Consider the following 24,693-nt stretch of genomic DNA (forward strand, 5'->3'; position numbering starts at 1 on the left):
GACAGCCTGACGCTGTATGTCGCGCTTTCTCATGCCCATTTTCCGTCATTCCCACGCCGGCTGCGCGCTGGCGGTTTTATCTGGCTGAAGCATGGGCTCCCCGACCATTGGCTCCATTTTTGCGCAACGCGTCGTGATCGGCGTTGGCGACATGGCGGTGTCCAACAACCGCTTGGTCACGCTGAGCACGTATGCGCTCGGATCGTGCGTCGGCGTGTTGGCATACGATCCGGTGGTGAAGGTTGGCGGGATCCTGCACATGATGCTGCCGGATTCCTCGATTTCGCCCGAAAAGGCCCTCGTGCAGCCGGCCATGTTCGCCGACACCGGTCTGCCGTTGTTCTTCCGCTCGCTCCTCGGCCTCAAGGCCGATCGCTCCCGGTTGCGGATCTGTGTGGCCGGCGGCGCCTGCGTGCTGGCGAGCCACGACAACTTCAAGATCGGCGAGCGCAATACTCAGGCGACGCTCGATTTTCTCGCCGCCAACGGGTACCGGGTCCGCCAGAACATCACCGGCGGGACCACGAATCGCACGGTGCACCTCGAAATCGGCGCCGGCGACGTGACGCTCAAGACGCCGGAAGGCAACGAGGCGATTTCGCTCGCCGCGTGATGGAGTCACGGGCGTTCAATCGCGCCACCGCCTGAACGGCTCGTCCGCTGCGGATCCGCCGATCCGTCGGGACCGTTCGTTACATCGAGACCATGCCTTGCGAGAGCTTGTCGCGCAGGCGCGAGATGGCGCGCTCATGCACGATCGGCATCGCTTCCTGCAGCAGCTCGGGCGTGAAACCCCATTCGAGCAGGAAGGTCTCGTTTAACTCGAAAAGGAATCCGCCCTCGCCGACTCCGGGACCAAACGACGTGGCGATGTATTTCGCGGCGTGCAGATGCGCGATGAGCGGCAGAGCCTCGGCGGGCGCGTCCGTCGGATGCAGATAGAAGTCTGCGACCGCCACCAGCAGTTTCGGAAAGTTCCACGCCTTCAACAGGTGCGCGCCGACTTCGACGTAGTCGTAGCCAAGCACCGTCCGCTCGGAATCGGTCCAGGCGCAGTGATTCGCGGCGCTGTGCGCACGGATGGCCGGATAAAAGTCGGCGCAGGCGTGCGTGAGCGCCAGTTTACCCAAATCGCACACCAACCCGGCGGTGTAAGCCGTCTGCGGCGGCACGCGTTCCGTCGTCTCGGCCAGAACCTCGGCCGCCAGCGCCGTGCACAGTGCGTGCCGGCAGAAATCTCCCGCCTCGCCGCTCGCCGTGCCGGATTCCCAGCGGCTCACCAACGCGAGCGCGGCCAGCCGATACAGCTCGTGCTGGCCCAACCGGATCACCGCTTCCGCCACATTCTCCGCCGGAATGGCGGCGCCGAAATACGCCGAGTTCGCCAGCCGCAGCGTCGCGGAGGCCAGCCCAGGGTCCACCGTCACCACCGCAGCAATATCGTCGGCGGAACTGTCGTGCGATTGCAGCGCCATGATCAGACGCGGCAGCAAGGCAGGCGAGCACGGCAGCCGGAGCGCACGTTCGCAGACCTGCTCGAGGGAAGGCGGTTTGTAATCGGGCACGGGTCCTTAAGGTTGGGCAACAGGCAGGAAATCTCAAGCCGCCTGAAGGAGCGTGGCCGGATCGAGGATGAGCGCGATGTTGCCATCGCCGAGAATCGCGCCGCCCGCGACACCCGGCAGCCCCTGCATGAAAGCCCCGAGGTTCTTGATGACGACTTCCTGCTTGCTGACCATTTCGTCGACCAACAGCGCCGAGATTTTTCCAGAGTGCTCCACGATGACCACGATGCCCTCCCATGGATTCTCCGCCTGATGTGGAATGCCAAACCGCCGGTGCAGCCGGTGAATCGGCACGAGCCGGCCGCGCAGGTCGAGCACCTCGCCCTGGCCTTGCACGGTGGCAACGCTTTCGCGCGAGGGCCGCAGCGCGCGCTGCACGGACGTGCTGGGCAGGATGAAGCGGTCTTCGCCGACGCGCACCACGAGCCCATCGATGATCGCCATCGTGAGCGGCAACTTGACCTTGAAGGTCGAGCCGCGCTTCACCTCGGAGTTGATCTCGATCTTACCGCGAAGCTTTTCGATGTTGCGCTTGACCACGTCCATGCCGACGCCGCGGCCGGAAACCGCCGTGACCTTCTCCGCGGTCGAGAATCCGGGCGCGAATACGAGCGCGAGAATCTCTTCTTTCGCCAGCGTGGTGCCGGGGGCGATCAGTCCTTTTTCGATGGCTTTTTGGTAGATCTTGTCCGGATTGATGCCGCGACCGTCGTCCTGGAGTTCGATGACGATGTTACTGCCCTGATGATACGCCTTGAGGTGCAGCACGCCCGTTTCCGGCTTGCCGGCGGCGACGCGCTCGGCGGGCGGCTCCAGCCCATGGTCGAGCGCATTGCGCACCATGTGGACCAGCGGATCGCCGATCTCCTCGACCACGGTCCGATCGAGCTCGGTGTCCTCGCCACTCGTGACGAAGGAAACCTTTTTGCCGAAGTCGCGGGCCAGGTCGCGGGCCAGCCGTTCCATTTTCTGGAAGCTCTGCTTGATGGGAATCATCCGCAGCGACATCGCCGTATGCTGCAGCTCCTTGGTGATGCGCGAAAGCTGCGCGACGTTGCGCTGCAGCGGTGAGCCGGTCACGTCGTTGTGATGCCGGGCCGTCTCCAGCAGCTGGCTCTGCACGATCACGAGCTCGCCCACCACGTCCATGAGGGAATCGAGCTTTTCGGTATTCACCCGCACCGTACCGCCGCTGGCGACCTTGGCGATGGTGGCGCTCGCCGCCGGCGCGGGCGCGGGGAATGGGGCCACCGGGGCCGGGCCAGGCGCGGCGCCATGCGCGGTCACTGGCTCCGCGGCCACCGGCACGGGCGGAAGCACGGCGGAGGGCTCGGGCGGCAACGGCACTTCCACAAATTTCTCGGCCACGGGCGCCGGCGGCGCGGGAGCCTCCGCTTGCAGTCCGCCGGCCGGCGACTCCGACAGCCGGTGAACCGCGCGGATGAGGTGAGAGACTGAGATGATCTGCGTCGGCAGCTGGCCCTTTTCCAGCGCCTTCGCCACCTGCTGCGTCAAGGCTTGCAGGGCGTCGCGGCTGCGCAAGATCTCGGTGATGATCGCCGCATTGAGCTTCAGCTTGTGATTGCGCGCCAAATCCAACAGCGACTCGACCTCGTGCGCCAGCGTGTGCATCGGCACCAGGCCGAGGAAGCCGGCGTTGCCTTTGATCGTGTGGAACGAGCGAAAGATCGAATTCAGTGCCTCAGGATTCTCGGGTTCGTGATCGAGCACGAGCAGCGCCGCTTCAATTTGCTGCAGATGATCGACCGCCTCGCCGTAGAACTCGCTGAGCAGCTCCTGGTTTTCCTCGAGATTGAGCGTCAGCAGCACGTCCGCCGCCGCCGCATGATCCGCCTCGCTCGCCTCGCTGTTCGCCGCCGCCGTCGCCGCTGCAACCGCGGCCTTGCCGGGCGGAGGCGGAGGCACCGCGCCGATTCGCAGTGCATCGACCGCCGTGGGCAACCACTCCACCAGGCTGCGCAGTTTGCCGAGGGTCGCGTCATCGAACGGGTGCGCGGTGTCGAGCAGCTTTTCCAGCGCCACATGCATGGCCACCAGTGGCTCGAGCAACAAGGGCTCCGCCGCGCAAAGCTCGCGCAAGTCGCCGAGCAGGCTATACGACGGCACCAGCCCGTCATCGCGGCCGCTCTGCGCGAGAACAGACTCAGCAGCGAGACGATTGATTACATCGTCCAGCGCCCGAAAGGACTCCGGAGGAATAGGCATGCGCAAAAACTCGAGGGTTAAACCATTCACATGTTCGGCCCGTCCCCACAGAAATTAAGCTGTTCCGCCGGCGACGAATGCCCCGCAGCACGGGAAAAGCGAGTCCTGGTGACGCGCGCACCCCGGCCGCGACGATACATCGCATGCAGAACCATCGCAACGAAACTGCCCGATCGGCGCTTACGCCGTGCCGCCGGCCCGTTCGTCGATCTCGTTTTCGCTCAACCCGTCTCGTTAAGCGCCGAAATAGGCGGAAGAGTGGCGCCCTGCCCGGCTCCAAACTCCTTTCCAACATGTCCAATCAGACCGATTCCGTCGCCGCCAACCAACTGGCCGGCAAATACCTCACCGTGGTGCTCGACAACGAGGCCTACGGCATCGCTGTGCTGAAGGTTCGCGAAATCATCCGGATGCAAAAAATCACGCCGGTGCCGCAGATGCCCGGCTTCGTAAAGGGGGTCATCAACCTGCGCGGCCGCGTGATTCCGGTGGTGGATTTGCGGGTGAAGTTCGGCCTAAAGGCGGAGTTCGCCGAGCGGACCTGCATCGTGGTGGTGCAGGTACGACTGCCCTCCGAACAAATCGTGCAGATGGGCCTGATCGTCGACAGCGTCGAAGAAGTCGTGACGCTGGCCAACGAAGAGATCGAGCCGACGCCCGATTTCGGCACCAAGATCGACACCACCTACCTGCTGGGCATGGCGAAGGTGAAGGGCCAGGTGAAGACGCTGCTCGACATCGATCGCGTGGTCGCGCCGGAGACGGTGCAAACGATCGCCCAGGCGACCGCCTGATCTTTCCGCAACTTCTTTCGGCGCTGAAGCGCCACGAAGGCCCGCCTCCCGCGGGCCTTTTCATTTGCGGACCATCCGGCACCCGCCGCGCAGCCGATCGGAGGCCGCGCCCCAAAACTGGGCGGGCGGCCACACACAAAACCGCCCGCCCCTCTGCTATTCCCGCGGGAAGGGCCCCGCCTCAGGCGGAAGCGAGTTGCGGCGAGTTCTTGCCGAGGTTCGCCTTCGCGTCGTCCAACGACTCGTAGAACGTCCAGCCGCGCGTATCTTCGAAGCCTTTACATTCGGCCACGATCTGCGGGTTGGCGACGAGCCCGAAGACCATCGCGAGGTCCCGGCAGGTTTGCATCGCCTGGAAGAGCAGCTTGATCACGCCCATGTGCAGCGTGCGGATCTGGTGAATGTCGATGATGACCTTGTTGTGCCCGGCGTCGACCGCCTCGGCGAACTTCGGCTTCAGGTACGTCGTCGCCTCGGCGATCACCGCGGGCGAGCAGTTCTCCGGCAGCCGCATCACCAGCGTATCGCCTTCGACGGTGTAGTAGCGCTGCGACGTATCGAGATTCATCGCCTTCGCCATCTTGCTCTCGAGTTCGTTGATATCGATCGGCTTCGTGACGATCGCGCTGAACCCGACGGTCTGCGCCTGCTGCTGCTGGACCGTTTCGGTCTTCACCACCAGCGCAAACACCGGGGTGTATTTGGTTTTCACATTCGTCCGGATCAACCGGAACAGCGTGAAGGCCGACTCCTCCGGCAGCGAAAGACTCACCAGCATCATGTCCGGCGGCGTGCGCGAGCAGAAGTCGATCGCTTCGCCCTGCGTCGCCACCCCGTGGATCTTCCACGGCGTGTGCTTCAGGCCCTCCTGGATCTGCTGAATGATCGCCGGCTTGTCCTCCACGATGAGAACGTCTGCCGGATCAAAAATGGATTTCGCCTTGGCGGGGGCTTCGGACAGCGGCTTCAGGTCGATGACGCGGCCGGCCTTCTCGATCAGCACGTCTTCCTTGAACGGCTTCACCAGGTAATCGCGCACGCCGATTTTCGCGATCTTGAGCACGTTGTCGCGACCCCCTTCGGCGGTCAGCATCATCACCGGGATGCCCTTGAGCTGGGGATCCGACTTGAGCTTGGTCAGCATCTCCACGCCGTCCATCACTGGCATCGTCACGTCGAGGAGGATCAAATCCGGCGCTTCCTTTGAGGCGATCGCCAGGCCTTCGACCCCGTTGGCGGCTTCCAAGATTTCGCAGTCATACGGTTTGAAGGCCTTCCGCACAATGATGCGGACCGTCTTGGAATCATCCACGGTGAGAATCTTGTAGCGCATGGTGGGTCAGTGGTGGGCGGATCAATCGTCCTGCTTCATCAGCAGGTCGGCGATGATGCGGTGGCCTCCGCAGTCGAAGTGATACACGTGGCGGGTGACGGTGCTGATCGGCTCAATCGTGAAATTGCTGCCGTGGAGAATGGAAGGGATCGTAAGCTTGCACGGATAACCTGCATCGCAAAGTCCGTTTTTGAAACTGCCCACGGTCATATTGGTGATTTCGCCGATGGCATCGTTGATCACCTCGTCGCCCGCTTCGTTCAGTTCCGCCTCGGTCATGCCGAGGAGGTGGCAGGTGCACAGCCGCGCAAAGGCCAGATCGAGATAGAGGTAGATGAGCCCGTTGGCATCGCCGATGAAACCCACCGTGCCCACGACGTGCGGTCGCGGGTTGTCCGCCAGCGGTGATTGCACCGGCCAGACCTGCTCGAAATTGTTCCGGATCGGAGTGAGTTTGGGCTCGCGACCGAGCATCGTTCGAAACACGTCACCCACGGCTCGGGCGATGTTGTCACGGATAAGGTTGGCAGTGATTTGCTCGGCGGCGGGCATGACGAGAGCGTGGTAAAGCAAAGCTTCGGGGTGGTATCGACCCAAACAGGTTCGGATTAAACGGATTTACGTGGATTGCAGAGACAACGACACGAACTCCCGCGGGCTGAAGTGCTAAGCCCTTGCCCTGCGGCATTCGGCGACACGGCTCCCAATCCCGCAACGATCGGCTCAGTTGGGCACGGCTTGAGGGGGCGAGGGCAGAAAGGCCGACCGGCAGCCTTGGCGCGGCCCGCTCCGAGCCGGGCGCATGGCTTCCGCTTCCGGCAAACGAAAGGCCCGATCAACTGTCGATCGAAGCGAAATCGGCGTCCACCGGATCACCCGCAAGCCGGTATTCCTGCAACTTGTTCCGCAGGGTCCGGATGCTGATGCCAAGTTCCGCCGCGGCTTGAGTGCGATTGCCCCCGGTCTGGCGCAATGCCGCCCGAATCGCTTGTTTTTCGAGCTCGTCGAGCTTCAAGACCTGCCCATGGCTGTCGGTCACAGTGGGGCTCGCGCCGGCTGGTTCCTCGGCCACCGCCGCCACAGGTAGCGCGGGCACTTCGGGCGCCGGCGCGGGTTCCAGCGGGAGCTCGCCGGGCAGGAAGTCGCCCGGCAGGCCCAAGGCGGCCGCGGTCACCGCGCGGCCGGTTTCCGAGAGAATGACCGCCCGCTCCACCGTGTTCTGCAGCTCACGCACGTTGCCCGGCCAGCGGTAACCAATCAGCGCCGCTCGGGCTGAATCAGCGAAGCCGGTGACCTTGACGCCGTGCTTGCGGGCGAACCGGCGCAGGAAATGATCCGCCAGCAGCGCGATGTCCTCGGGCCGCTCGCGGAGAGCCGGCACGTGGACGGGGAAAACGTTCAGTCGATAATAAAGATCCTGGCGAAACTCGCCTTTCTCCACGTGCCGCATCAGGTCGCGATTCGAGGTGGCGATGATGCGAACGTTCACCTTGATCGTGCGGCTCCCGCCCACGCGCTCGAATTCGCGCTCTTGCAGCACGCGGAGCAGCTTGGCCTGCAGGTTGGCTGGAATCTCGCTCACCTCGTCCAGCAGCAGCGTTCCCTGGTGTGCGAGCTCGAACCGTCCCTCGCGTCGCTCCGTCGCGCCGGTGAATGCGCCCCGCTCATGACCGAAGAACTCGCTCTCGATGAGGTTCTCCGAAATCGCCGCGCAATTGACCTTGATGAACGCCTGGCTGCGCCGCGGGCTGCGGCGGTAGAATTCGCGTGCGACCATCTCCTTGCCCGTACCGCTCTCTCCCGTGATCAGCACCGTGGCGTCCGTCGGCGCAACGCGCTCGATGATCTGCCGCAGCCGGATCATCGCTGGGCTGCGGCCGACGAGAATCCCCTCCTCATCCTCCGGGTCGTCGCTCAACAGCCGGTTGACCCGCAGCAACTGGCGGTAGGTTTGCGCCTTTTTGAGAATGACGTCGATCTGGCTGGGCGAAAAAGGTTTCAGCACATAGTCGAACGCCCCGGCCCGCATGCAGCCCACCGCGGACTCCACGGAACCGTAGCCGGTCACCATCACCACCAGCGGCCGCTCCGGCATCGCCGCGACCTGCTCGAGGAATTTCTGGCCGTCGCCGTCGGGCAGCCGGATGTCCAGCATCATCAAGTCAAACTGCTCCCGCTGCAATTGGGCGGTGGCCTCCGCCAGGTTGTTCGCACACGTCACCGGCAGCTTGTGTCGCTGGAAAATGCTCTGGAGCAGATTGCGGACGACGAGTTCGTCCTCGACGATCAGTATCTTCTCAAAAGACATTGCGAAACGGAGAGTGAAGCGTCCCCGCCATCGCGATGATAGCGCTGGGACAGGACCGCTGAATTAGACAGCGGGCCTGCGGTAGTTCAAACAAATGTTGTCTGCGCTTCCTCAGGCAGGCTGGCTTAACAGCGCGTTTACGTGACGCACGACGTCCGCCGGCATATAGGGCTTCTGCAGGAAGCCGGTGCGACCGCCGCCTGCGAGGCTCGTCACGAGCGCGCGTTGATCGCGTCCGCTCGTCAGCAGCAGCGGCAGGCCCGGGCTGAGCCGCCGCAGTTCACGGCAGAGGTCGCCGCCGTCGATGTCCGGCAGCCGGCAATCGACGAAGGCCATGACGATCTCCCGCTGATGGTCGGAGAAAATCTGCAGGGCCTGGTTGCCGTCACCGGCGCGCAAGGCCCGAATCTTGGCCCGGCCGAGCAGGTGCACCAGCAGGTCGCCTAAGGACTCCTCGTCCTCCACCAGCAGGACCAGCCCGTCGCTCGGTTTGGTTGAAGATGATTGCACGTTGGGCCCAGGGTTGGAAGTTGAAGCGCCCCGCGAAATCATCGCCCGGGACTTTCGGCGCGCTTGTATGGAACTTGAACAATTGTTTAAGCTTTCCCCGTCTCGAGTCGAAGAAGTGTTTCATCGTTCGTCCGTAACCGTCAAATGCGCCTGCTCTCTTTCCTCACCGACGTCGAACGCGCCATTCGGGTTGAAGCCAACGCCGACGAAAGCGCGATCTGGGATTCGGCGCGGATTGTCAATTTCAAGACCGGCCTGGCCCGGCTCACCCTGACGTGCCGCGAACCCGACAGCGGCATGCCCCAGGGCACGGTACTCGTGCAGCACTACGCGCTGGCGAATGGTTCCTTTTGCATCAAGGCGAGTCTGAACTGGCAAGGCTGCGACACCACACTGGCGCTGTCCGTTTATGACACGCCGGTGCTCAACTGGAAGCTTGAGGCGAGCCGTATCGCCACGGCTTGGATGGCCGGTCCTCCGGCGGCCGGCACGACGGAGAACAGCGCCGAAGAGCGCGTCGCCGCTATCGGCTAGCTGGAGCGATTGAGCGCTCGCGCAGCCGTTCTTGGGTAGCAACGCCCTAGCTGACCTTCCCGCCGCTTAGCCGGCGGCGCGCAAACGCTGCGGCCCAGACTTGCCGGCCGCTTGGCCGTAGACCGGGGCGATCCGCGCGGCGCGCCGCGCACTGCCCTGCAACGAGTCGAGCTCTTCGCGCGCGACCACCGCCCGGGTACGGAGCGTCTCGATGTTCTGCTCGCGCCGTTCCAGGAGAATGCCCACGCGTTTGCGGGCCTCGACACTCGCGTTCTCGGGCGCCAGAGCCGTCAACGCGGCCAGCACGGGTTCAGCCCGCTTCTGCACGCCGCCGATCGCCGCATAATCTGCCGCGCGGATCAAGGCTGCCTCTTCCGCCACCAACTCGTCGAGCGCCTTCAGCAGGCGATCAAACTTCTCGGTCGACGACTCCATGAGCGCGAAGGTGCCGGTTCAGGCCACTCCGCGCAAGCTCTCGAGTTGCTCGGATTTGTCGGGCTCCTGTTTGGTCAACATCTCCGCCCACGCATCGCGCAGCTGGCGGAGCAGGCCCTCGACTTCAATCAGCGGCGCGAGGTCCTTGCGGAGGTTCGCCTCGAAGAGCCGGCGATAATGGTAGTCGTACAGCCGGTGCAGCGTCTTCGCGAAATCCCCACCGACCTCGAAATTCAGCCCTCCCTGCAATTCCAGGACGATGTTCTGGGCCTTCTGCAGCTGATGATTGATCGTCTCGATCCGCCGCGGGTCGTCGTCTGTCCGCTCCATGGCTTCCCGCGCGATGGACATCGCCTTAAGCGCGCCATCGTAGAGCATGAGGACGAGCTGCGCCGGACTGGCCGTCAGCACTGCATTCGTCCGGTAAGTCTGGACGTAGCCCTTCGCGAGCATGGGGGACCTACGACTTGACGTCGGTGAGGTCGGGCGTGGCGAGAATCACGGCACTGACCTGCTTCAGGATGTCGATCGAAGGATAATTCGGATCGGCAGCCAGATTGCGGCCGCGTTCGACCACCTCGGGTCGAATCTCCGGCTGCCGCGCCAGCGCTTCGCGAAGGTAAGCGGCGTTTTCAGTCGAAAGCTGATCGGGACGCGGCGCCGATGCGCGCACGGCAACCGACTTGGTCGCCGCCACCGGATCAGGATGAACCGCCCTGTCCGTAGATGTCGTGGAATTGATCATTGGGTTTCGTTGAACGAAACGGTCAGCCGCTGATCGGTTACAGGGAACGCCGTTGGTGGATGGGTCAGTTATCGGCAGTCAAAGGGAATACTTTAGCTGCGGTTCGCAACTACGTCGATTTCATTTCTGCGCCGGGCGCGAAGGCGCATAAACCGGAGGCAGGGTGGCGAAGGTCGCTGCGGCTACATAGGTGCCGAACCGGGAGGGTGACTGCAGCACAGCCTGGGTGAAATCAGCCGGCACGTCGCTGCGGTCGGTCTTGAGGAAATGGTGTCGCGCCGCATTGGCCACGCGGTCGTCGGTGGTCGAGAACACGTTGTCGAACGCCCAAAGCACCCGGGCATCAGGCCCCGCCAAGACCAGCTTGGCGCGCACGCCAATCGCCAGCGGGCGATACGGTTTGTAGGCGGTAAGGTCCACGAACAGCACCCCGTCGGCGGCATACTCCTGGCGCACCACCGCCATGAAATTGGCGGGCAACACTGCCGTCGAAGACAGCTCCTCGAGCCGGAATCGCCGGAGGCAATCCGACCGGGTCAGCCGCACCACCTCGAACCGGTTTTCTTTTTGCAGCTCGGTCAAAAAGACCGGATCGAGCGCCGCCGCGCTTTCCGCGGGCGCAGCCGTGCCGGCGGCGACCGGCATCAACACGACTCGCCGCAGCTCGGCCGGCAGCTGCGCCTCGCCGACAAAATTGGACGGGGTGAAGAAAGGCCCGATGCGCGCCGGATCGTGGATGCCCGGAGAGGTGCAGCCCACGAACCCCAGCCCCGACCACGCCAGCACCGCCAGCGCGACGACCGCCTGAGGGAGGAGATTGTTTGGGCCGCGCTTCATCGGATTCATGGACCGTGACTCGCGCCCGGGTTCACTCCTGCTTCGACTTATTGAAGTAGCTGTCGAGCGTTTTCTGCTGGGTCTGCGCTTCCGATTGCGCCTGCTGCATGGCGATGAACGCGCTGGTCAGCCGCTCGCGCTCCTGCTCGATCCGCCGATTAAGGGCCGCGATCTGCTCTTCGAGGTCGGTGTTCTGGTTGTTCAGTGTCTTAACCTGGGTCGTCAACGGCCCCGTGCTGGTATCGAGCAGCTTTCCCAAGTAATTGTTGAGGCCCCCCACCAGCCCCGTCGTCGTGCCGCCAAAAAACGCCGCCACATCGCCGCTTCTGGTCGACAGCGCCGCGTCGAGCTTGGCCGAATCCTTGATCGAAAGCGTCGCATCCTCGGAGTTGAAGTCGATCCCGAGATCCTCCAGCCGCTTGACCGTGCCGGTGAGACCCGAAACCTGGCCGAACGCGAGCGAGCGCAGCTGCGAAGACCACCGATCCACCTCGTGGTTACCGGCCAGGACGCCGGTCGAAATCGAACCGTCCGCCTTCTTCTCGATCTTTGTCTCGTCGTCGATGTAGCTCTGGACGGCGTTGAAGGCCGTGATGAACGACTGAATGGCGGACTTCATCGCGGTGGTGTTCGCCGCGACGTTGATCGTCTGGGTCCCCTCGGTGCTCACTGTGACCGACAATCCGTCGACGCCCAGCGCGTCCTCACCCAGGACATTGCTGGAACTCGAAAGCACATCGCCGTTGTTGACGGTGAACTGCGCGTTCAGGCCCCGGACCGTCGTCGCACCGCTGGTCAGGCCCAGCGCACTCGCCAGCGAGCCCGTCACGTCGCTCACGCTCATGCCGGTGTCGCCGGTCGATTTATTGGTGAGAATCACCCGGTCGGCGACCGTATCGTAGCTCGCGGTCACGCCCGCATTCGAATTCGTGATCCGGGTCAGGAGCGACGCGATCGAGTCGTTGTTAACGTTGTAGTCGATCGTCGTGCCATTGATCGTGAAGGCGCCGTCCCCCTCGGCATCGACGCCGCTGAGCGATCCGGCCAACCGCGAGGTCGCCAGCTTCGCGCTCAGCGAGACCGAGCCCAACGACGTGGTGCTGCTGATGGTGCCGGTGCCGTTGTTGGCCAGCCGCATCACGGAAAGGAAATTGCTGGTATCGTTGGCCGCCCCGAGCACGATTTCGCCGCTGCTGCTCAACGTGATTTTATCCGTCGTGGCATCGTAGCTGGCAGTCACCTCGCCGTTCGTCGCGGAGGATATCCCGTCGAACACGGATTGCAGCGAATCGGCCGAATTGATCGTGATCTGCTGGCCATTGATCGTGAAAGTGGAGTCGCCGCTCGTGAGGGCCGCGGCAGTCGGCAGCGTCGCCAGGGTCAGTCCGGCGATGCCGTTGGGATCGGTCCCGAGATCGGTGGCCGCAGCGTTCAGGCTCGTGGAAATACTGCTTGCGCCGACACGGCGCGCCGCCGAGGCCAGCTGGCTCACGGCAATCGCGTAACTGCCGATCGCCGTGCCGCTCGCTGCGGTGGCGGTCCAACCCGAACCGGAAGTGGTGGACGTCGCCGAGCGGCCATCGAACAAACCCTCGGCAGAGAGTGCCTTGGTGGCGGTCTGCAGCCCCTCGAGTCCGGTTTTCAGCCCGGTGAAGCTGGAAATCTTGTCGATGTTCTTCGATTCCTCGGTCTGCAGTCGCGCGATCGGCTGCTTCTCAATGGCGATGAGTTGATCGACCACCGATTTCCAGTCGAAGGAGTTCGAAACGAGACCGGAAATCGTGATGCCTGCCATGATAAGATAGTGATTCGCTGGGAGGTATCGTCACGAATGGGGGGCGACTTGAGGGCCGGGCGTATTTTCCAGATTTCCCTAAATTGAACTTGACCCCCGTCGATTAGAGCCCTCGCCGCAACGCGAGTTGTGGCCGGCGTGATCCGGTGCCGACCCTCCGGATCCGACTGCGACCCGGACGTCGCGCTTAGAATCAAGGAAGATCCCATGTCAGTTGTCATCAACACCAACTATGCGGCCACGGTTGCGTCCAACAACCTTGCGGCCTCGAACGCGTCGTTGCAGAAAAGCCTCAATCGCCTTTCCAGCGGCTCAAAGATTGTCAGCCCCGCCGACGATGCTGGCGGCTTGGCTGTTTCCATGAAGTTGTCGGCCGCGGCGATCCGTCAGGGTGCCGTCGCCACCAACATCAGCAATGCCATCTCGTTTTTGCAGACGCAGGATGGCGCCCTCAAGGTCACGGCGAAGGTGCTCGAGCGCATCAGCGAACTGAAGGTGCTCTACACCGACGTCACCAAGAGCTCGAGCGACAAAGCCAACTACGATGCCGAGTTCGTCGCGTTGACCGCCCAGCTGCGATCCACCGCGCTCGAGAAGTTCAACGGCGTCACCATGTTCGGCTCGGCCGACATCGGCCAAGTCGACGTCACGGAAGACGGTGGCACCCAGGTGACCATCGCCTCCCGCAACCTGCTCGATAACACCTCGGGTGTCGGCACGATTGCCGATTCAACCGTCACCTCGCTGGGTGGCGTCCAGCTGACGGACATCTCCACGGCGATCCAAAACGTGGCCACCATGCGTGCGAACAACGGCTCGGAACAGAGCCGGTTCAACTTCGCGTCCGAGCTGGTCATCGTGAACAAGTCGAACCTCGAATCCGCTAACAGCCGGATTGTCGACGTCGACGTCGCCACCGAATCGACCCAGCTCGCCCGCTGGAACGTCCTGGTGCAGGCCGGCACCTCGATGTTGTCGCAGGCCAACACCAGTTCGCAGACCGCGCTGAAACTTCTCCAGTAACAGCGCCTCCCTCCCCGCCGCCGCGGCCGGACTAGTCCTCCGGCCGGGCGGATCAGGCTCTCTCGCGGTTGTCTGAGTCTGTGGGGCCAGGGTTCTTTCTCAGCTTACCCCCATTTCTCGCGGGCCCTTCGCCCGCGCAGAACTCCTTTGAAGCCTATGCTTCAAACGGCGCGGCCCGCGCTGTCTCTCCGGGCTCGTGGCGGCTACGGAGTGCCGCAGTCAGATCAAGGAAAGAAATACCATGGCAGTCGTGATTAATACCAACTACGCCGCGACGGTTGCTTCCAACAACCTCGCTGCTTCGAATACGATGCTGCAGAAGAGCCTCAATCGGCTCTCCAGCGGCTCGAAAATCGTCAATCCTTCCGATGATGCGGGCGGTCTGGCGGTCTCGATGAAGCTGTCCGCCGCCGCCGTCCGTCAGGGCGCGGTTGCGACCAACATCGGGAACGCCGTTTCCCTCCTTCAAACGCAGGATGGCGCGCTGAAGATCGCCGCCAAGGTGCTCGAGCGCATCAGTGAGCTCAAAGTGCTCCACTCCGATGTGACCAAGAGCTCCAGCGACAAAGCCAACTACGATGCGGAGTTCAATGCCCTGCAGACCCAGTTGCGCGACATCGCGACGGAAGAGTTCAACGGGGTTGCCCTGTTCGGCTCGGCCGACATCGGCAGCGTGCAGATCACCGAAGACGGTGGCACGTCCGTGGCGATCGCCGCCCGCAATCTGACCGACGCCACCGATGGCGTGGGCACGATTTCGGCCTCGACCGTGGATTCGCTGGGCGACGCCGCCGTGTCGCTGGCGAACATCTCAACCGCGATTCAGAACGTCGCGACAATGCGCGCGACCAATGGTTCGGAGCAGAGCCGGTTCAACTTCGCGTCGGAGTTGGTCACGGTTAACAAGGCCAACCTCGAAGCGGCCAACAGCCGTATCGTTGACGTCGACGTGGCGACCGAATCCACCCAGCTCGCCCGCTGGAACGTTCTGGTCTCCGCCGGCACCTCGATGCTCGCCCAGGCCAACACGAGTGCGCAGACCGCGCTCCGTTTGCTCCAGTAAGTTGATGCCAACTCAGGGATAGTTCTTGATTCGCCCATGCCTGGCCGCCGTTGGACCGGCGGCCAGGCCAAGCGAACCAGGCGCCGACACCCTGCGAAGGCCCCCGGTAGGTCCCGGTCTCAAAAACCGCCCCCGGCCATGCAGTCGTCGTGATTGCGTAGTGCAACAAGGCCCCGGCTTCGTCCGGGGCCTTCGCATTTTCATCGAGAAACACGGGCGGCCGCCCGTACCACGTGGCATGGGCGTCTCGCCCAGGTGCGAAGTTGGGGTCACGCCGCGACCGTTCGTGGCCTGCGTTTTTTCTTCCTCTTTATCTCTATCGTTTTCTTTCGTCAGGGGTGGTGTGCAGACCAAGATCGCCGAGGAGAAAGTCAGGTTGGTGCGGTATCCACCTTGGGTTCTGGCCTCAGGCTGCGGCGGGAAATTCCGGCTAGGCGGGAGCGATTTCTCCTTTACGCATTCGTCGGGGCCGGTGGCTGACGCATGCTTCGCAACCGCGCAGGCACGCTAGCGGCTGGTCGAAAACCTTATGGCGGTAGCGACCGCCTCTCCGAGCGTCCGTGATCGAGAGGATGCGTTCGAAGCGCGGACGGCTCGGAGGGCCGTCCCTACCATCGATCAAGGTATTCAGATCTGTGGTTCTCGGATAGAACCTCAGGTCGTCCGAAAATTTGAGTGTGTACCTGAAGGTAGTGAGGTAGGGCGCACCGTCCCCGGTGAGCCGCGGCCCCGCGATAGGCTCGGGGCCGTGAGTCCCTCGACTCTGCTCGTTCTGCTGGACAGCAGAATGAGCGCGTCGAAAGCCTTGTCGAACGGCTCTGCGAGGACGCCTCGCCCTACCCGGAACCGGGTTTGCGGATAGGCTGTAGGTCCGGCCGGCGTCCGGGCGCCCGCTCGCCGAGCGGTCGCACACTCCAGCTTCTGCCGCGGCTATTCTGCTGAGCACGCGTTGATGCGGATTGAACGAGGGGCCCAATCGCCCGGCTCATCGTGCCTCCCGCGGCGGCGCACCCGTTCGCCGCCGCCCTGCCAGGACGTCTGCCGGTGACGCTCCGCGGCTGGAGAGGAACCCGCTTTCGATGCGTTCTCCTCCCGCGCTCGCGTAACCTGAACTGGAATACAACAATTATCGCGGGCGCCGTTCCATTGCGAAGTCGCGTGGTGTCGGCAAAAGCTGCGGCGACTTTAGCCACCGCGTTTTTTTTCACGATTCCGGTGAATGCGATTCCATGCTGGCCGATATCGGAAGGCGTCGCGATTCACGTCGCGGCCGGCGCGATCCAGAGCCGATTCCCCTGGATCCGACTGCGACCCGGACGTCGCGCTTAGAATCAAGGAAGATCCCATGTCAGTTGTCATCAATACCAACTATGCGGCCACGGTTGCGTCCAACAACCTTGCGGCCTCGAACGCGTCGTTGCAGAAGAGCCTCAACCGGCTTTCCAGCGGCTCGAAGATTGTCAGCCCCGCCGACGATGCCGGTGGTTTGGCTGTTTCCATGAAGTTGTCGGCCGCGGCGATCCGTCAGGGTGCCGTCGCCACCAACATCAGCAATGCCATCTCGTTTTTGCAGACGCAGGATGGCGCCCTCAAGGTCACGGCCAAGGTACTCGAGCGCATCAGCGAACTGAAGGTGCTTTACACCGACGTCACCAAGAGCTCGAGCGACAAAGCCAATTACGATGCCGAGTTCGTCGCGCTGACCGCCCAGCTGCGGTCCACCGCGCTCGAAAAATTTAACGGCGTCACCATGTTCGGCTCAGCCGCCATCGGCCAGGTCGATGTGACCGAGGACGGCGGTACCCAGGTGGCCATCGCCTCCCGCAACCTGCTCGACGGTACTTCGGGCGTCGGCACGATCTCGGCCTCGACGATCACCTCGCTCGGCGATGCCGCCGTAACGCTGGCGAACATCTCCACGGCGATCCAGAACGTGGCCACCATGCGCGCGAACAACGGCTCGGAACAGAGCCGGTTCAACTTCGCGTCCGAGCTGGTCATCGTGAACAAGTCGAACCTCGAATCCGCCAATAGCCGGATTGTCGACGTCGACGTCGCTACCGAATCCACTCAGCTCGCCCGCTGGAACGTCCTGGTACAGGCCGGCACTTCGATGCTGTCGCAAGCCAACACCAGTTCGCAGACGGCGCTGAAGCTCCTCCAGTAGGAGCGCATCCCTCCCCGCCGCCGCGGCCGGACTAGTCCTCCGGCCGGGCGGATCGGCTCACTCGCGGTTGTCTGAGTCTGTGGGGCCAGGGTTCTTTGATATCAGGTATTCCCCATTTTCTGCGCGCGCTCTGCGCGCAGTAACCCCTTTGAGGTTTCGCCTCAAACGGCGTGGCCCGCGCCGTCTCTCCGGGCCCGTGGCGACTACGGAGTGCCGCTGCTAGTTCAAGGAAAGAAATACCATGGCAGTCGTGATTAATACCAACTACGCCGCGACGGTTGCTTCCAACAACCTCGCTGCTTCGAATACGATGCTGCAGAAGAGCCTCAATCGGCTCTCGAGCGGCTCGAAAATCGTCAATCCTTCCGATGATGCGGGCGGTCTGGCGGTCTCGATGAAGCTGTCCGCCGCCGCCGTCCGTCAGGGCGCGGTTGCGACCAACATCGGGAACGCCGTTTCCCTCCTTCAAACGCAGGATGGCGCGCTGAAGATCGCCGGCAAGGTGCTCGAGCGCATCAGTGAGCTCAAAGTGCTCCACTCCGATGTGACCAAGAGCTCCAGCGACAAGGCCAACTACGACGCGGAGTTCAACGCTCTGCAGACCCAGTTGCGCGACATCGCCGGTGAAGAGTTCAACGGCGTCGCCCTGTTCGGCTCGGCCGACATCGGCAGCGTGCAGATCACCGAAGACGGTGGCACGTCCGTGGCGATCGCCGCCCGCAATCTGACCAGCACCACCGATGGTGTGGGGACGATTTCGGCCTCGACCGTGGATTCGTTGGGTCACACCGATGTGACGCTGGCGAACATCTCGGCCGCGATTCAGAACGTCGCGACAATGCGCGCGACCAATGGTTCGGAGCAGAGCCGGTTCAACTTCGCGTCGGAGCTGGTCACCGTTAACAAAGCCAATCTGGAGTCCGCCAACAGCCGTATCGTCGATGTCGACGTGGCGACCGAATCCACCCAGCTCGCCCGCTGGAACGTTCTGGTCTCCGCCGGCACCTCGATGCTCGCCCAGGCCAACACGAGTGCGCAGACCGCGCTCCGTTTGCTCCAGTAAGTTAGTGCCAACTCAGGGATAGTTCTTGATTCGCCCAAGCCTGGCCGCCGTTGGACCGGCGGCCAGGCCAAGCGAACCAGGCACCGACACCCTGCGAAGGCCCCCGGTAGGTCCGGTCTCCAAAACCGCCCCCCGGCCATGCAGTCGTCGTGATTGCGTAGTGCATCAAGGCCCCGGCTTCGTCCGGGGCCTTCGCGTTTTCCTCGGTAGCGCAGGCGCCCTCGCCGCCTCCCACCCGACCGTCGCGAGTTGCAGCTCGCCTCTCGTCGCGCCAATCGCCTCAATCTGTTCGCGTGTCCGACGCCGTTCCGAAGTCAAGCGAGTGGCTGCTCTGCCAACCGGTCCCAAATGCCACGACATGCATTCTCGTCGGCGCACTCGGCTCGTTGCCAGCGGTCGAATTCCAGCGTTTCCAGCAGGTGCTTTGGTTCGTCGACGCCGCGCATCAAGCATTGCCGGTCGCGCTGCGCCCTGAGCGAATCCAACGAGTACTGGTGGAAACGACCCCTCCCGCGGAAGCGGCAAACCGACTCGAACAGTTTCTCCGCCGCAACCCCCGGCTCCTGCCGTCGCTATTCGTCACGCGGCAGATTCTCGTGCACCACCCCGCCGCTTATGCGGCGGTCGTCGATGAAATTCACCGCCAGATGGAATCCACGCACCGCGCGCGACTCACGCGCCAGCTGGACGGGTTCACCTGGCAAAAACACATCCTCGGCAACGCCGCCGCTTATGCCGCGCGCCGGCTGCCGGCCGAATGGACCGGGGCGCTGCACGACGTGCCGGCCTTCGTCTGCGGCGCGGGTCCCTCGCTCGACGTGTCCGTTGCGCCGCTCGCCGCCTACGCGAAGCACGCCGTCGTTTTCGCCGCCGACTCGGCGCTGCGGGCGCTCGCCCGCCACGGCGTGCACGCCGACTTTGCCATCTCGATCGATGCCGCGAAAATCCCGGCCAAGTGCCTGCCTGACCGGCTGCCACCGACCCGCGTCGTGCTGGCGAGTGTGAGTCCGCCCGAATGGCAGCAGGCGCTACCCGACACGGGCACGTGTTTTCTTAGCAGCAATCAATTGACGGACGACTGGTTCGCCGCGCAGGGCGTCGCCCGCACGGCGATCGCCGCCAGCGAGAGCTGTGGAAGCACGGGTATCGATCTCGCGATCCATCTCGGCTGCGGTCCGATTTACCTCTTCGGCATCGACCTCGCCGTCGATCCCAGCAATCAGGCGCAACGCCACCAGCGCGATGCCGATCCCACGCTCTACCAGCAGTCCAACTACGACCCGACGGCGCAGCTCCCGCGCGTGCCCGGCAACTACGTGGATCAGGTCCCTTGTTTCGCCTTGGGCGATTGGCGCGCCCTCGACGAGCGGCTCGCCGCCCGCACGTCACCGACGATCTACAACGTGAATGATCGCGGCGCCCGGCTGCGCGGCACAACGCTCGTGCATCCCGGGCGCCTGGCCGAGCCAAGAACGTCTCGCGAGAAGGCCGGCGCACTCGCAGCACTTGCGACTCCGACCGCAGCTTCCGCCGTGGGTAGTGTGCCCTTGCTCCGATTGCGCACCGTCGGTGAGCGGGGCACTCGATCCATTCCGGCCCTCCGCCAAGCCTTGGGCCGCGGCGGTCCCAGCTGCATGGCCCCACTGCTTCAGCGGCTGCTACTGGAGCCGGACTGCGGCCGGGCGCTCGGCGCGTTTTCGCTAAAGGTCATGCCCCATCTTGTGCCCCCGATCGAAGGCTCCCCCGAGTTCTGGTCTGCGCTGCTCGACGAGTTCGCGCAGCTCAGTCAGCTCGCGCAGCAGATCAAGCTGCCAGACGAGTAACAGCTACGCGGACAGCACCCCACCTTCGGTTGCAATCGCGTCCGCCAGCCGCGTTCCGAGCGCCGCGTCGGTCATCCCACGAACCTCCAGCTGCGCATCGAGGTGCGGGGCGATTTCGCCGAATGCCGGCCGGCGCTGGTCCTCGTCGTCCACCAGCACCAGATGCTTTACCCCCACGCGCACCAGCAGTCCAAAAACTTTCCCGGCGTGCGCCCCCAAAGCCGGGATATGCTCAGCGGGACTGATTAGCCACCGCTGCTCGCCCGGCACCATGGGCAGCCGCGCCAAGTCGATCAGACCAACCGGACCGCACGTGTGGCTGGGCAGAAACTCGATTGCTTCGTGCTCCAAGCGCGCTACGCAACGCGCCAGCTTCTGGCTTGAGTCCCGGCCGGGCCGGGGTTCGCGGCTCGTCGATTCCGGGGTGGAGTCCGTCCCTGCGACACGCGTCAAAAACATTGCCGTCGTCTCGAGCGGCCCCGCCCACCGACTGAACACACAGGCGCGAACCTTCCGGCGGCGCGCCTCGAGCGGAGGGGTCGACTGAACGACACGCGGATCGCCACCGAGGCGTTGCACCATTTCTCGAAACGCCTGTTCGATCGTTCTCGATGCGCCCGCGGCAAAGTCGCCGATCCGGTCCGTATGCCGGGACCAGGCCGCAGCGGCATGGTCGATCCAAAAACTCGGCGGCCGACGCTCCCAACCGCTCGGGAGCAGGAAGTCCTCGGCAGGCAGTCCAATGTCGTGCAACAACGCCTCCATTTTGTGCGTGTTGGACGGCACGGCGAGAAATGGCCGGCCGTACTTGATCGCAAAACAGATCGCGTGAAACCGGCCGGTGATCAGCACCCTCGACGTATTCAGATCTTCGAGCGAAAAGAATCGTTCGTGAGCCAGCGGATGGCGCTCGTCGGCTTCACGTACCGCCCAGGCTTGCATCACGCGAAACGGCAGCCCGTGCGTGGCCGAGAACTGTCGCAACCGCAGCGCTTCAGCGTCATCGACGCTGTCAATCACGAGCGCAGCGGCCGCCGGCGCTGTGACTCCCGCCTGAAAAGAAGGTTTCACCGTCGGCTCGGCACCAGCGCGGTACAGCGAAAGATCCGGTGCAGCGTGCGCGTGCGTCGCACCCGCCGCACGCATCGCCCCCTGGCTCAGGAGGTCTCTCGCACACACGAAGTCGAGCGCGCCCAGGCACGCGTTCGCCTGGCGGTTGTCCTGCCAGACGGCGTTGAGCAGCGCCGTCGTCCGTCCGGCCCGCTTCGTGTGAAGGATGGCGGCGCTCAGCGCCAATGCGCCCCGGCTGTCGTGGTGCATCGTTCCTTCCCCATTGACGATCACCGCATCCACCTGCTTCAGGCTCTCGTCGAAACCAGCCGCGGCGAGAGGCTCAGCGGTGGTAAGCGTCCGCACCACCTCTAGACCATGGGCCGCACAGAGGTGCAGCAGGTTTTCCATGACGACGTTGCAGCCGAGATGCCGGTTGAAGGATCCCCGGCGCGTGTCGTTCAGAACCAAGACGCGCAATGGCATGGCTCAAATGAAGGACTGGCTGCGTTGCGACTGCGACGATCGTGCCACTACAGATTGAGCCATCGTGGCCGCAGGCTAATCCCACACGTGTGCGTCCGCAGCCTCGAGCAACTGGTGGAGGATCAGCATGTGAATCTCCTGGATGCGCGAGGTTTTCTGGCCGGGCACGATCAACGCGTGATCGCACAGCGCACGCGCCCGGCCGCCGTCGCGGCCGCTGATCAGGATCGAGGTGACGCCGACCGCGCGAGCCTTCTCGAGCGCCGCCACCACGTTCGCGCTGTTGCCACTGGTGCTGAAGGCCACCAGCACATCCCCCGGCCGGCCATGCGCCTCGATGCCGCGGGCAAAGATTTGCTCGAAACCAAAATCATTTCCTACACACGTCAGCACGGTTGAGTCGGCGCACAGGCAGATCGCCGGCAGCGCGCGACGCTTCTGCTGGAAACGACCGACGAATTCCTCCGCGAGGTGCATGGCATCCGCCGCGCTGCCGCCGTTGCCGCACGTCAGGACTTTACCGCCCGCCTGCAGGCTGCGGAACAGGCATTCGCCCGCCGCGTCGACCGCCGGACCCACTTTCGCCGACGCCTCCAGCAGCGCAGCGAGTTCGCGAGCAGAATCGGCAAACGACGGGTGGCTGGCGGGAGGTCGGCTTGTCATGATGACGGTGGATTAACGGGAGACTTGGGCTCGGCTCGATCTCGGATCGACTCCTGTTCAATAACACAAAGCGGGTCTGGTTTTCACCGGAGACGAACCGAGGAATAATCGAGCGCTAGGTCAGGGAAAGCACATGTTGGATTGCCGCGTCGAAGCGATCGAAAACGGGAAACACGCCCTGCAGTCCGGCCGCGGTCATTTCCGCCTGCAGGTTCTCGAGTCCGGTGGCCACGCCGATGGCGCGCGCGCCAGTGTGCGCCGCCACCTGCAGATCCAGCGCGCGGTCGCCGATGCAGCAAAGCTCGTCCGCCCTCCAGCCGTGCTCGGCGAGAATTTCGCGCAGGAATGCTGGCGAGGGTTTGCGGTAGCGACTGGGCTGGTCCGGTGCTTCGGGTGCGATGCAGATCCGAGCGAACGGCTGCTCGCCGAGGTTCAGCAGCTCGATCATCCGCCGGTTGCAGGCCTCGACCGCCGCGAGCGGATAGTAGCCGCGACCGACGCCCGACTGATTGCTGTGCAGGAAGAGCGCAAGTCCGGCGTCGAGCGCAACCCGCAATCCGTCGTGGACGCCGGGCAGCAGCGCCACCTGCGCCGGATCCGCCAGATACGGCACGTGAGCGATCAGCGTTCCGTCCCGATCGAGGATCAGCCCTTTCACACGGCAGGCACGCGCCGCTACCCCAGTGCGAGTGACCCTGGCTGCTTGGTTTTCGTCGCGCGTCGAACTCATCCGATTCTCGGCAGTTCACTGCCCGCGCAGTCAGCGGATGGCAAATGTTTCGTCGCGAGTGTCGTGCGCGCTTGCGCTGTGGCCGCTCGCAGGAGTGGGTTTGTCCCGCGATGAGGAGCACGCGGGCCTGCAGATCGCGGCGTAAAGCCGCTCCTACAATCCTGCAGGCGCGTCAGGTTGTTTCTACCCGAAGTGCCGGCGAGCGGTCATAAAACCGTCTGCCGTGCGACGTGGCACGGGCGTCTCGCCTATGAGGTTCCGCGACTTTGCGCCTTCTGCGCGTTTCTGCGGCAATTTCCGCTCAGCGCAGCGACGCCAGCGTCTCCGCCACGACGGTGCCCACGCACTCGTACCGGTTGTAGTACTCGTAGCTGCGGCGGCGCTCTTCGTTCGTCATGGCAAGGGCGCGCTCGCACTGCGCGATCAGCGACTTCGTGTCGCCGTGCTCGTAACGGAGAATCATGCCCTGTTCGTGCAGCGACTCGAGCCGGCCGCCAGGCTTCGAGTTCTCACTCACCACCACCATCCCCAGGCAGCCGGACCAGAACGGCCGGTCGGTGTGCGTCTTTGCCATCCCCGGCGTAGTGAACCAGCGTCCCTCCGGACACAGCGCTACCTTGAACCGGTTCAGCTGCACCCGCTCGGCCGCCGCCGGCGAGTGTTCGTAGAGTGGGACGAACTTGTCTTTGAATTTCTCCTTCAGCGCCGCGATCTGCCGCTTGCGGTTATCGGTCAGTCCCATTTGCGAGCCGAGAAAGACGATCTTCTCCTCGGGCGCTTCGTTGAACGGCGGCACGAACGGCACGATGTTCGCGACCCAGCTCCGGTGAATATCAACGCACGACCGCTTGAGTCGCTGCCGGCCTTTTTCTTCGAGCGGATGCTCGTCATGGATGAGCACGTCGAGATACGGAGCGATGTCGCCGAAACACGGCATGAAGCGGCTAGCCTCGTCGAAAGCGTAGTAGAAATGTCGCACGCCCATCTTCGCGAGCAGTGAAAACACCTTGCCGGCGTTGCTGCCGAAATGGTTCGGCTGCCGGCCCATGGTGAGGAACCACCGCTCCTCACCGGGCTCGCGGGGCGCACCGGAGAAATCGACCACACCCGCGGCGCCGCACGTCCATGCCGGCAGGAACTCGATCGCTTCGTGCTGCATCGCAGCGAAGCAGCGTGCGTTTTCCATGTACCAGTCACAGTCGAGCCGGGCCAGCCGGAGGAGCTTCGGGTCGTCCTTCTTCGCGATCATCGGCCGCAGATCCATCTGCGGTGCGCGTGCCACATAGGCCGCCGCCTCCTCCAACTTCCCCGCCCAGTTGTTGAAGTAGCAGATCCGAACCTTGCGAGGCACGGGCGCATCTTTTTGCCTGGGGGGCTCGGGTAAATTCATTTTGGCGCCACGCGAGTATGTGGCTGAAGCACCGACAATGTTGAGCAATTGGCCGCGGTATGGCGCAGTCGCGCAATCCGTTTCTCGGCGTGGTTGAGGCAAGCACCGACAGCGACCGGCACTGGGAAGCGGACCAAACCGACAGCCTGGCAC

23 protein-coding genes are annotated in these 24,693 nt (G+C 63.8%); 8 read left to right on the forward strand and 15 right to left on the reverse strand.

The features are described from left to right. Positions 1 to 91 precede the first annotated feature (91 nt). Positions 92 to 613, forward strand: coding sequence for a chemotaxis protein CheD (locus OTER_RS02170; protein ID WP_012373259.1), 522 nt, complete (start codon positions 92 to 94; stop codon positions 611 to 613). Between the two features lie 79 nt (positions 614 to 692). Here OTER_RS02170 and OTER_RS02175 read toward each other — a convergent pair whose 3' ends face one another. Together OTER_RS02175 and OTER_RS02180 are read right to left on the reverse strand one after the other, a co-directional pair. Then, a complete protein-coding gene (locus OTER_RS02175; protein ID WP_044891488.1) occupies positions 693 to 1,565 on the reverse strand; it encodes an HDOD domain-containing protein in 873 nt (290 codons plus the stop codon). Positions 1,566 to 1,598: 33 nt separating this feature from the next. After that, positions 1,599 to 3,791, reverse strand: a complete 2,193-nt coding sequence (locus OTER_RS02180) for a chemotaxis protein CheA (protein WP_012373261.1) — start codon at positions 3,789 to 3,791, stop codon at positions 1,599 to 1,601. Between the two features lie 293 nt (positions 3,792 to 4,084). Between OTER_RS02180 and OTER_RS02185 the strand changes: the two genes are divergently transcribed. After that, entirely contained in the window at positions 4,085 to 4,585 is a 501-nt protein-coding gene (locus tag OTER_RS02185) for a chemotaxis protein CheW (RefSeq protein ID WP_012373262.1), read from the forward strand. A 181-nt stretch (positions 4,586 to 4,766) separates the two neighbouring features. Here OTER_RS02185 and OTER_RS02190 read toward each other — a convergent pair whose 3' ends face one another. From OTER_RS02190 to OTER_RS02205, 4 genes are all read right to left on the reverse strand, one after another. Continuing rightward, positions 4,767 to 5,918: a response regulator gene (locus OTER_RS02190; protein ID WP_012373263.1), complete on the reverse strand. Its 1,152-nt coding sequence runs from the start codon at positions 5,916 to 5,918 to the stop codon at positions 4,767 to 4,769. 21 nt (positions 5,919 to 5,939) lie between these two features. Continuing rightward, a complete protein-coding gene (locus OTER_RS02195) occupies positions 5,940 to 6,470 on the reverse strand; it encodes a chemotaxis protein CheX (protein ID WP_012373264.1) in 531 nt (176 codons plus the stop codon). 283 nt (positions 6,471 to 6,753) lie between these two features. Continuing rightward, entirely contained in the window at positions 6,754 to 8,226 is a 1,473-nt protein-coding gene (locus tag OTER_RS02200) for a sigma-54-dependent transcriptional regulator (RefSeq protein ID WP_012373265.1), read from the reverse strand. Positions 8,227 to 8,337: 111 nt separating this feature from the next. Further along, on the reverse strand, positions 8,338 to 8,736 hold the full coding sequence (locus tag OTER_RS02205; protein ID WP_158305338.1) for a response regulator transcription factor: 399 nt from the start codon (positions 8,734 to 8,736) through the stop codon (positions 8,338 to 8,340). A gap of 144 nt (positions 8,737 to 8,880) precedes the next feature. Between OTER_RS02205 and OTER_RS02210 the strand changes: the two genes are divergently transcribed. After that, a complete protein-coding gene (locus OTER_RS02210; protein WP_012373267.1) occupies positions 8,881 to 9,270 on the forward strand; it encodes a hypothetical protein in 390 nt (129 codons plus the stop codon). A gap of 66 nt (positions 9,271 to 9,336) precedes the next feature. Here the strand turns inward: OTER_RS02210 and OTER_RS02215 are convergent, their stop codons facing one another. From OTER_RS02215 to fliD, 5 genes are all read right to left on the reverse strand, one after another. Beyond that, the gene (locus OTER_RS02215) at positions 9,337 to 9,705 is read right to left on the reverse strand and encodes a hypothetical protein (RefSeq protein ID WP_012373268.1); all 369 of its coding nucleotides are present in this window, start codon (positions 9,703 to 9,705) and stop codon (positions 9,337 to 9,339) included. An 18-nt stretch (positions 9,706 to 9,723) separates the two neighbouring features. After that, a complete protein-coding gene (gene fliS / locus OTER_RS02220; protein ID WP_012373269.1) occupies positions 9,724 to 10,158 on the reverse strand; it encodes a flagellar export chaperone FliS in 435 nt (144 codons plus the stop codon). Between the two features lie 7 nt (positions 10,159 to 10,165). After that, positions 10,166 to 10,402, reverse strand: coding sequence for a hypothetical protein (locus tag OTER_RS02225; RefSeq protein ID WP_052300269.1), 237 nt, complete (start codon positions 10,400 to 10,402; stop codon positions 10,166 to 10,168). Positions 10,403 to 10,570: 168 nt separating this feature from the next. Continuing rightward, positions 10,571 to 11,287, reverse strand: a complete 717-nt coding sequence (locus OTER_RS02230; RefSeq protein ID WP_012373271.1) for a hypothetical protein — start codon at positions 11,285 to 11,287, stop codon at positions 10,571 to 10,573. Positions 11,288 to 11,318: 31 nt separating this feature from the next. Next, on the reverse strand, positions 11,319 to 13,082 hold the full coding sequence (gene fliD / locus OTER_RS02235; RefSeq protein ID WP_012373272.1) for a flagellar filament capping protein FliD: 1,764 nt from the start codon (positions 13,080 to 13,082) through the stop codon (positions 11,319 to 11,321). A 207-nt stretch (positions 13,083 to 13,289) separates the two neighbouring features. Here fliD and OTER_RS02240 point away from each other — a divergent pair, with 207 nt between their 5' ends. The 5 genes from OTER_RS02240 (at position 13,290) to OTER_RS02260 (ending at position 20,221) form a co-directional block, all read left to right on the forward strand. Then, positions 13,290 to 14,105 carry a flagellin gene (locus tag OTER_RS02240; protein WP_012373273.1) on the forward strand — a complete coding sequence of 272 codons (816 nt, stop codon included), beginning with the start codon at positions 13,290 to 13,292 and terminating at the stop codon, positions 14,103 to 14,105. Positions 14,106 to 14,346: 241 nt separating this feature from the next. Further along, positions 14,347 to 15,168: a flagellin gene (locus OTER_RS02245; protein ID WP_012373274.1), complete on the forward strand. Its 822-nt coding sequence runs from the start codon at positions 14,347 to 14,349 to the stop codon at positions 15,166 to 15,168. 1,345 nt (positions 15,169 to 16,513) lie between these two features. After that, positions 16,514 to 17,335: a flagellin gene (locus tag OTER_RS02250; RefSeq protein ID WP_012373275.1), complete on the forward strand. Its 822-nt coding sequence runs from the start codon at positions 16,514 to 16,516 to the stop codon at positions 17,333 to 17,335. A gap of 241 nt (positions 17,336 to 17,576) precedes the next feature. Further along, positions 17,577 to 18,398 (forward strand): flagellin, encoded by an 822-nt coding sequence (locus tag OTER_RS02255; RefSeq protein ID WP_012373276.1) that lies wholly within the window; start codon positions 17,577 to 17,579, stop codon positions 18,396 to 18,398. Between the two features lie 293 nt (positions 18,399 to 18,691). Beyond that, positions 18,692 to 20,221 (forward strand): 6-hydroxymethylpterin diphosphokinase MptE-like protein, encoded by a 1,530-nt coding sequence (locus OTER_RS02260; RefSeq protein WP_012373277.1) that lies wholly within the window; start codon positions 18,692 to 18,694, stop codon positions 20,219 to 20,221. Positions 20,222 to 20,224: 3 nt separating this feature from the next. On the opposite strand, the gene OTER_RS02265 is transcribed toward OTER_RS02260, so the two are convergent. The 4 genes from OTER_RS02265 to OTER_RS02280 form a co-directional block, all read right to left on the reverse strand. Next, complete coding sequence (locus OTER_RS02265) at positions 20,225 to 21,757, reverse strand: polysaccharide pyruvyl transferase family protein (RefSeq protein WP_012373278.1); 1,533 nt, start codon at positions 21,755 to 21,757, stop codon at positions 20,225 to 20,227. Positions 21,758 to 21,832: 75 nt separating this feature from the next. Further along, positions 21,833 to 22,420: a D-sedoheptulose-7-phosphate isomerase gene (locus OTER_RS02270; RefSeq protein ID WP_012373279.1), complete on the reverse strand. Its 588-nt coding sequence runs from the start codon at positions 22,418 to 22,420 to the stop codon at positions 21,833 to 21,835. 115 nt (positions 22,421 to 22,535) lie between these two features. Further along, the gene (locus OTER_RS02275; RefSeq protein ID WP_044891491.1) at positions 22,536 to 23,078 is read right to left on the reverse strand and encodes a D-glycero-alpha-D-manno-heptose-1,7-bisphosphate 7-phosphatase; all 543 of its coding nucleotides are present in this window, start codon (positions 23,076 to 23,078) and stop codon (positions 22,536 to 22,538) included. 373 nt (positions 23,079 to 23,451) lie between these two features. Beyond that, entirely contained in the window at positions 23,452 to 24,501 is a 1,050-nt protein-coding gene (locus OTER_RS02280) for a hypothetical protein (protein WP_044891492.1), read from the reverse strand. Positions 24,502 to 24,693: the final 192 nt, after the last annotated feature.

It is taken from the genome of Opitutus terrae PB90-1 (genome assembly GCF_000019965.1).
In the GTDB taxonomy this organism is placed as follows: domain Bacteria; phylum Verrucomicrobiota; class Verrucomicrobiia; order Opitutales; family Opitutaceae; genus Opitutus; species Opitutus terrae.

Excerpts from the sequence above, each read along its gene's own strand:
- OTER_RS02170 (WP_012373259.1), top strand. The coding sequence starts at position 92 with ATGGGCTCCCCGACCATTGGCTCCATTTTTGCGCAACGCGTCGTGATC.
- OTER_RS02180 (WP_012373261.1), bottom strand. The coding sequence starts at position 3,791 with ATGCCTATTCCTCCGGAGTCCTTTCGGGCGCTGGACGATGTAATCAAT.
- OTER_RS02185 (WP_012373262.1), top strand. The coding sequence starts at position 4,085 with ATGTCCAATCAGACCGATTCCGTCGCCGCCAACCAACTGGCCGGCAAA.
- OTER_RS02190 (WP_012373263.1), bottom strand. The coding sequence starts at position 5,918 with ATGCGCTACAAGATTCTCACCGTGGATGATTCCAAGACGGTCCGCATC.
- OTER_RS02195 (WP_012373264.1), bottom strand. The coding sequence starts at position 6,470 with ATGCCCGCCGCCGAGCAAATCACTGCCAACCTTATCCGTGACAACATC.
- OTER_RS02200 (WP_012373265.1), bottom strand. The coding sequence starts at position 8,226 with ATGTCTTTTGAGAAGATACTGATCGTCGAGGACGAACTCGTCGTCCGC.
- OTER_RS02210 (WP_012373267.1), top strand. The coding sequence starts at position 8,881 with ATGCGCCTGCTCTCTTTCCTCACCGACGTCGAACGCGCCATTCGGGTT.
- OTER_RS02215 (WP_012373268.1), bottom strand. The coding sequence starts at position 9,705 with ATGGAGTCGTCGACCGAGAAGTTTGATCGCCTGCTGAAGGCGCTCGAC.
- fliS (WP_012373269.1), bottom strand. The coding sequence starts at position 10,158 with ATGCTCGCGAAGGGCTACGTCCAGACTTACCGGACGAATGCAGTGCTG.
- OTER_RS02230 (WP_012373271.1), bottom strand. The coding sequence starts at position 11,287 with ATGAAGCGCGGCCCAAACAATCTCCTCCCTCAGGCGGTCGTCGCGCTG.
- fliD (WP_012373272.1), bottom strand. The coding sequence starts at position 13,082 with ATGGCAGGCATCACGATTTCCGGTCTCGTTTCGAACTCCTTCGACTGG.
- OTER_RS02240 (WP_012373273.1), top strand. The coding sequence starts at position 13,290 with ATGTCAGTTGTCATCAACACCAACTATGCGGCCACGGTTGCGTCCAAC.
- OTER_RS02245 (WP_012373274.1), top strand. The coding sequence starts at position 14,347 with ATGGCAGTCGTGATTAATACCAACTACGCCGCGACGGTTGCTTCCAAC.
- OTER_RS02250 (WP_012373275.1), top strand. The coding sequence starts at position 16,514 with ATGTCAGTTGTCATCAATACCAACTATGCGGCCACGGTTGCGTCCAAC.
- OTER_RS02255 (WP_012373276.1), top strand. The coding sequence starts at position 17,577 with ATGGCAGTCGTGATTAATACCAACTACGCCGCGACGGTTGCTTCCAAC.
- OTER_RS02265 (WP_012373278.1), bottom strand. The coding sequence starts at position 21,757 with ATGCCATTGCGCGTCTTGGTTCTGAACGACACGCGCCGGGGATCCTTC.
- OTER_RS02270 (WP_012373279.1), bottom strand. The coding sequence starts at position 22,420 with ATGACAAGCCGACCTCCCGCCAGCCACCCGTCGTTTGCCGATTCTGCT.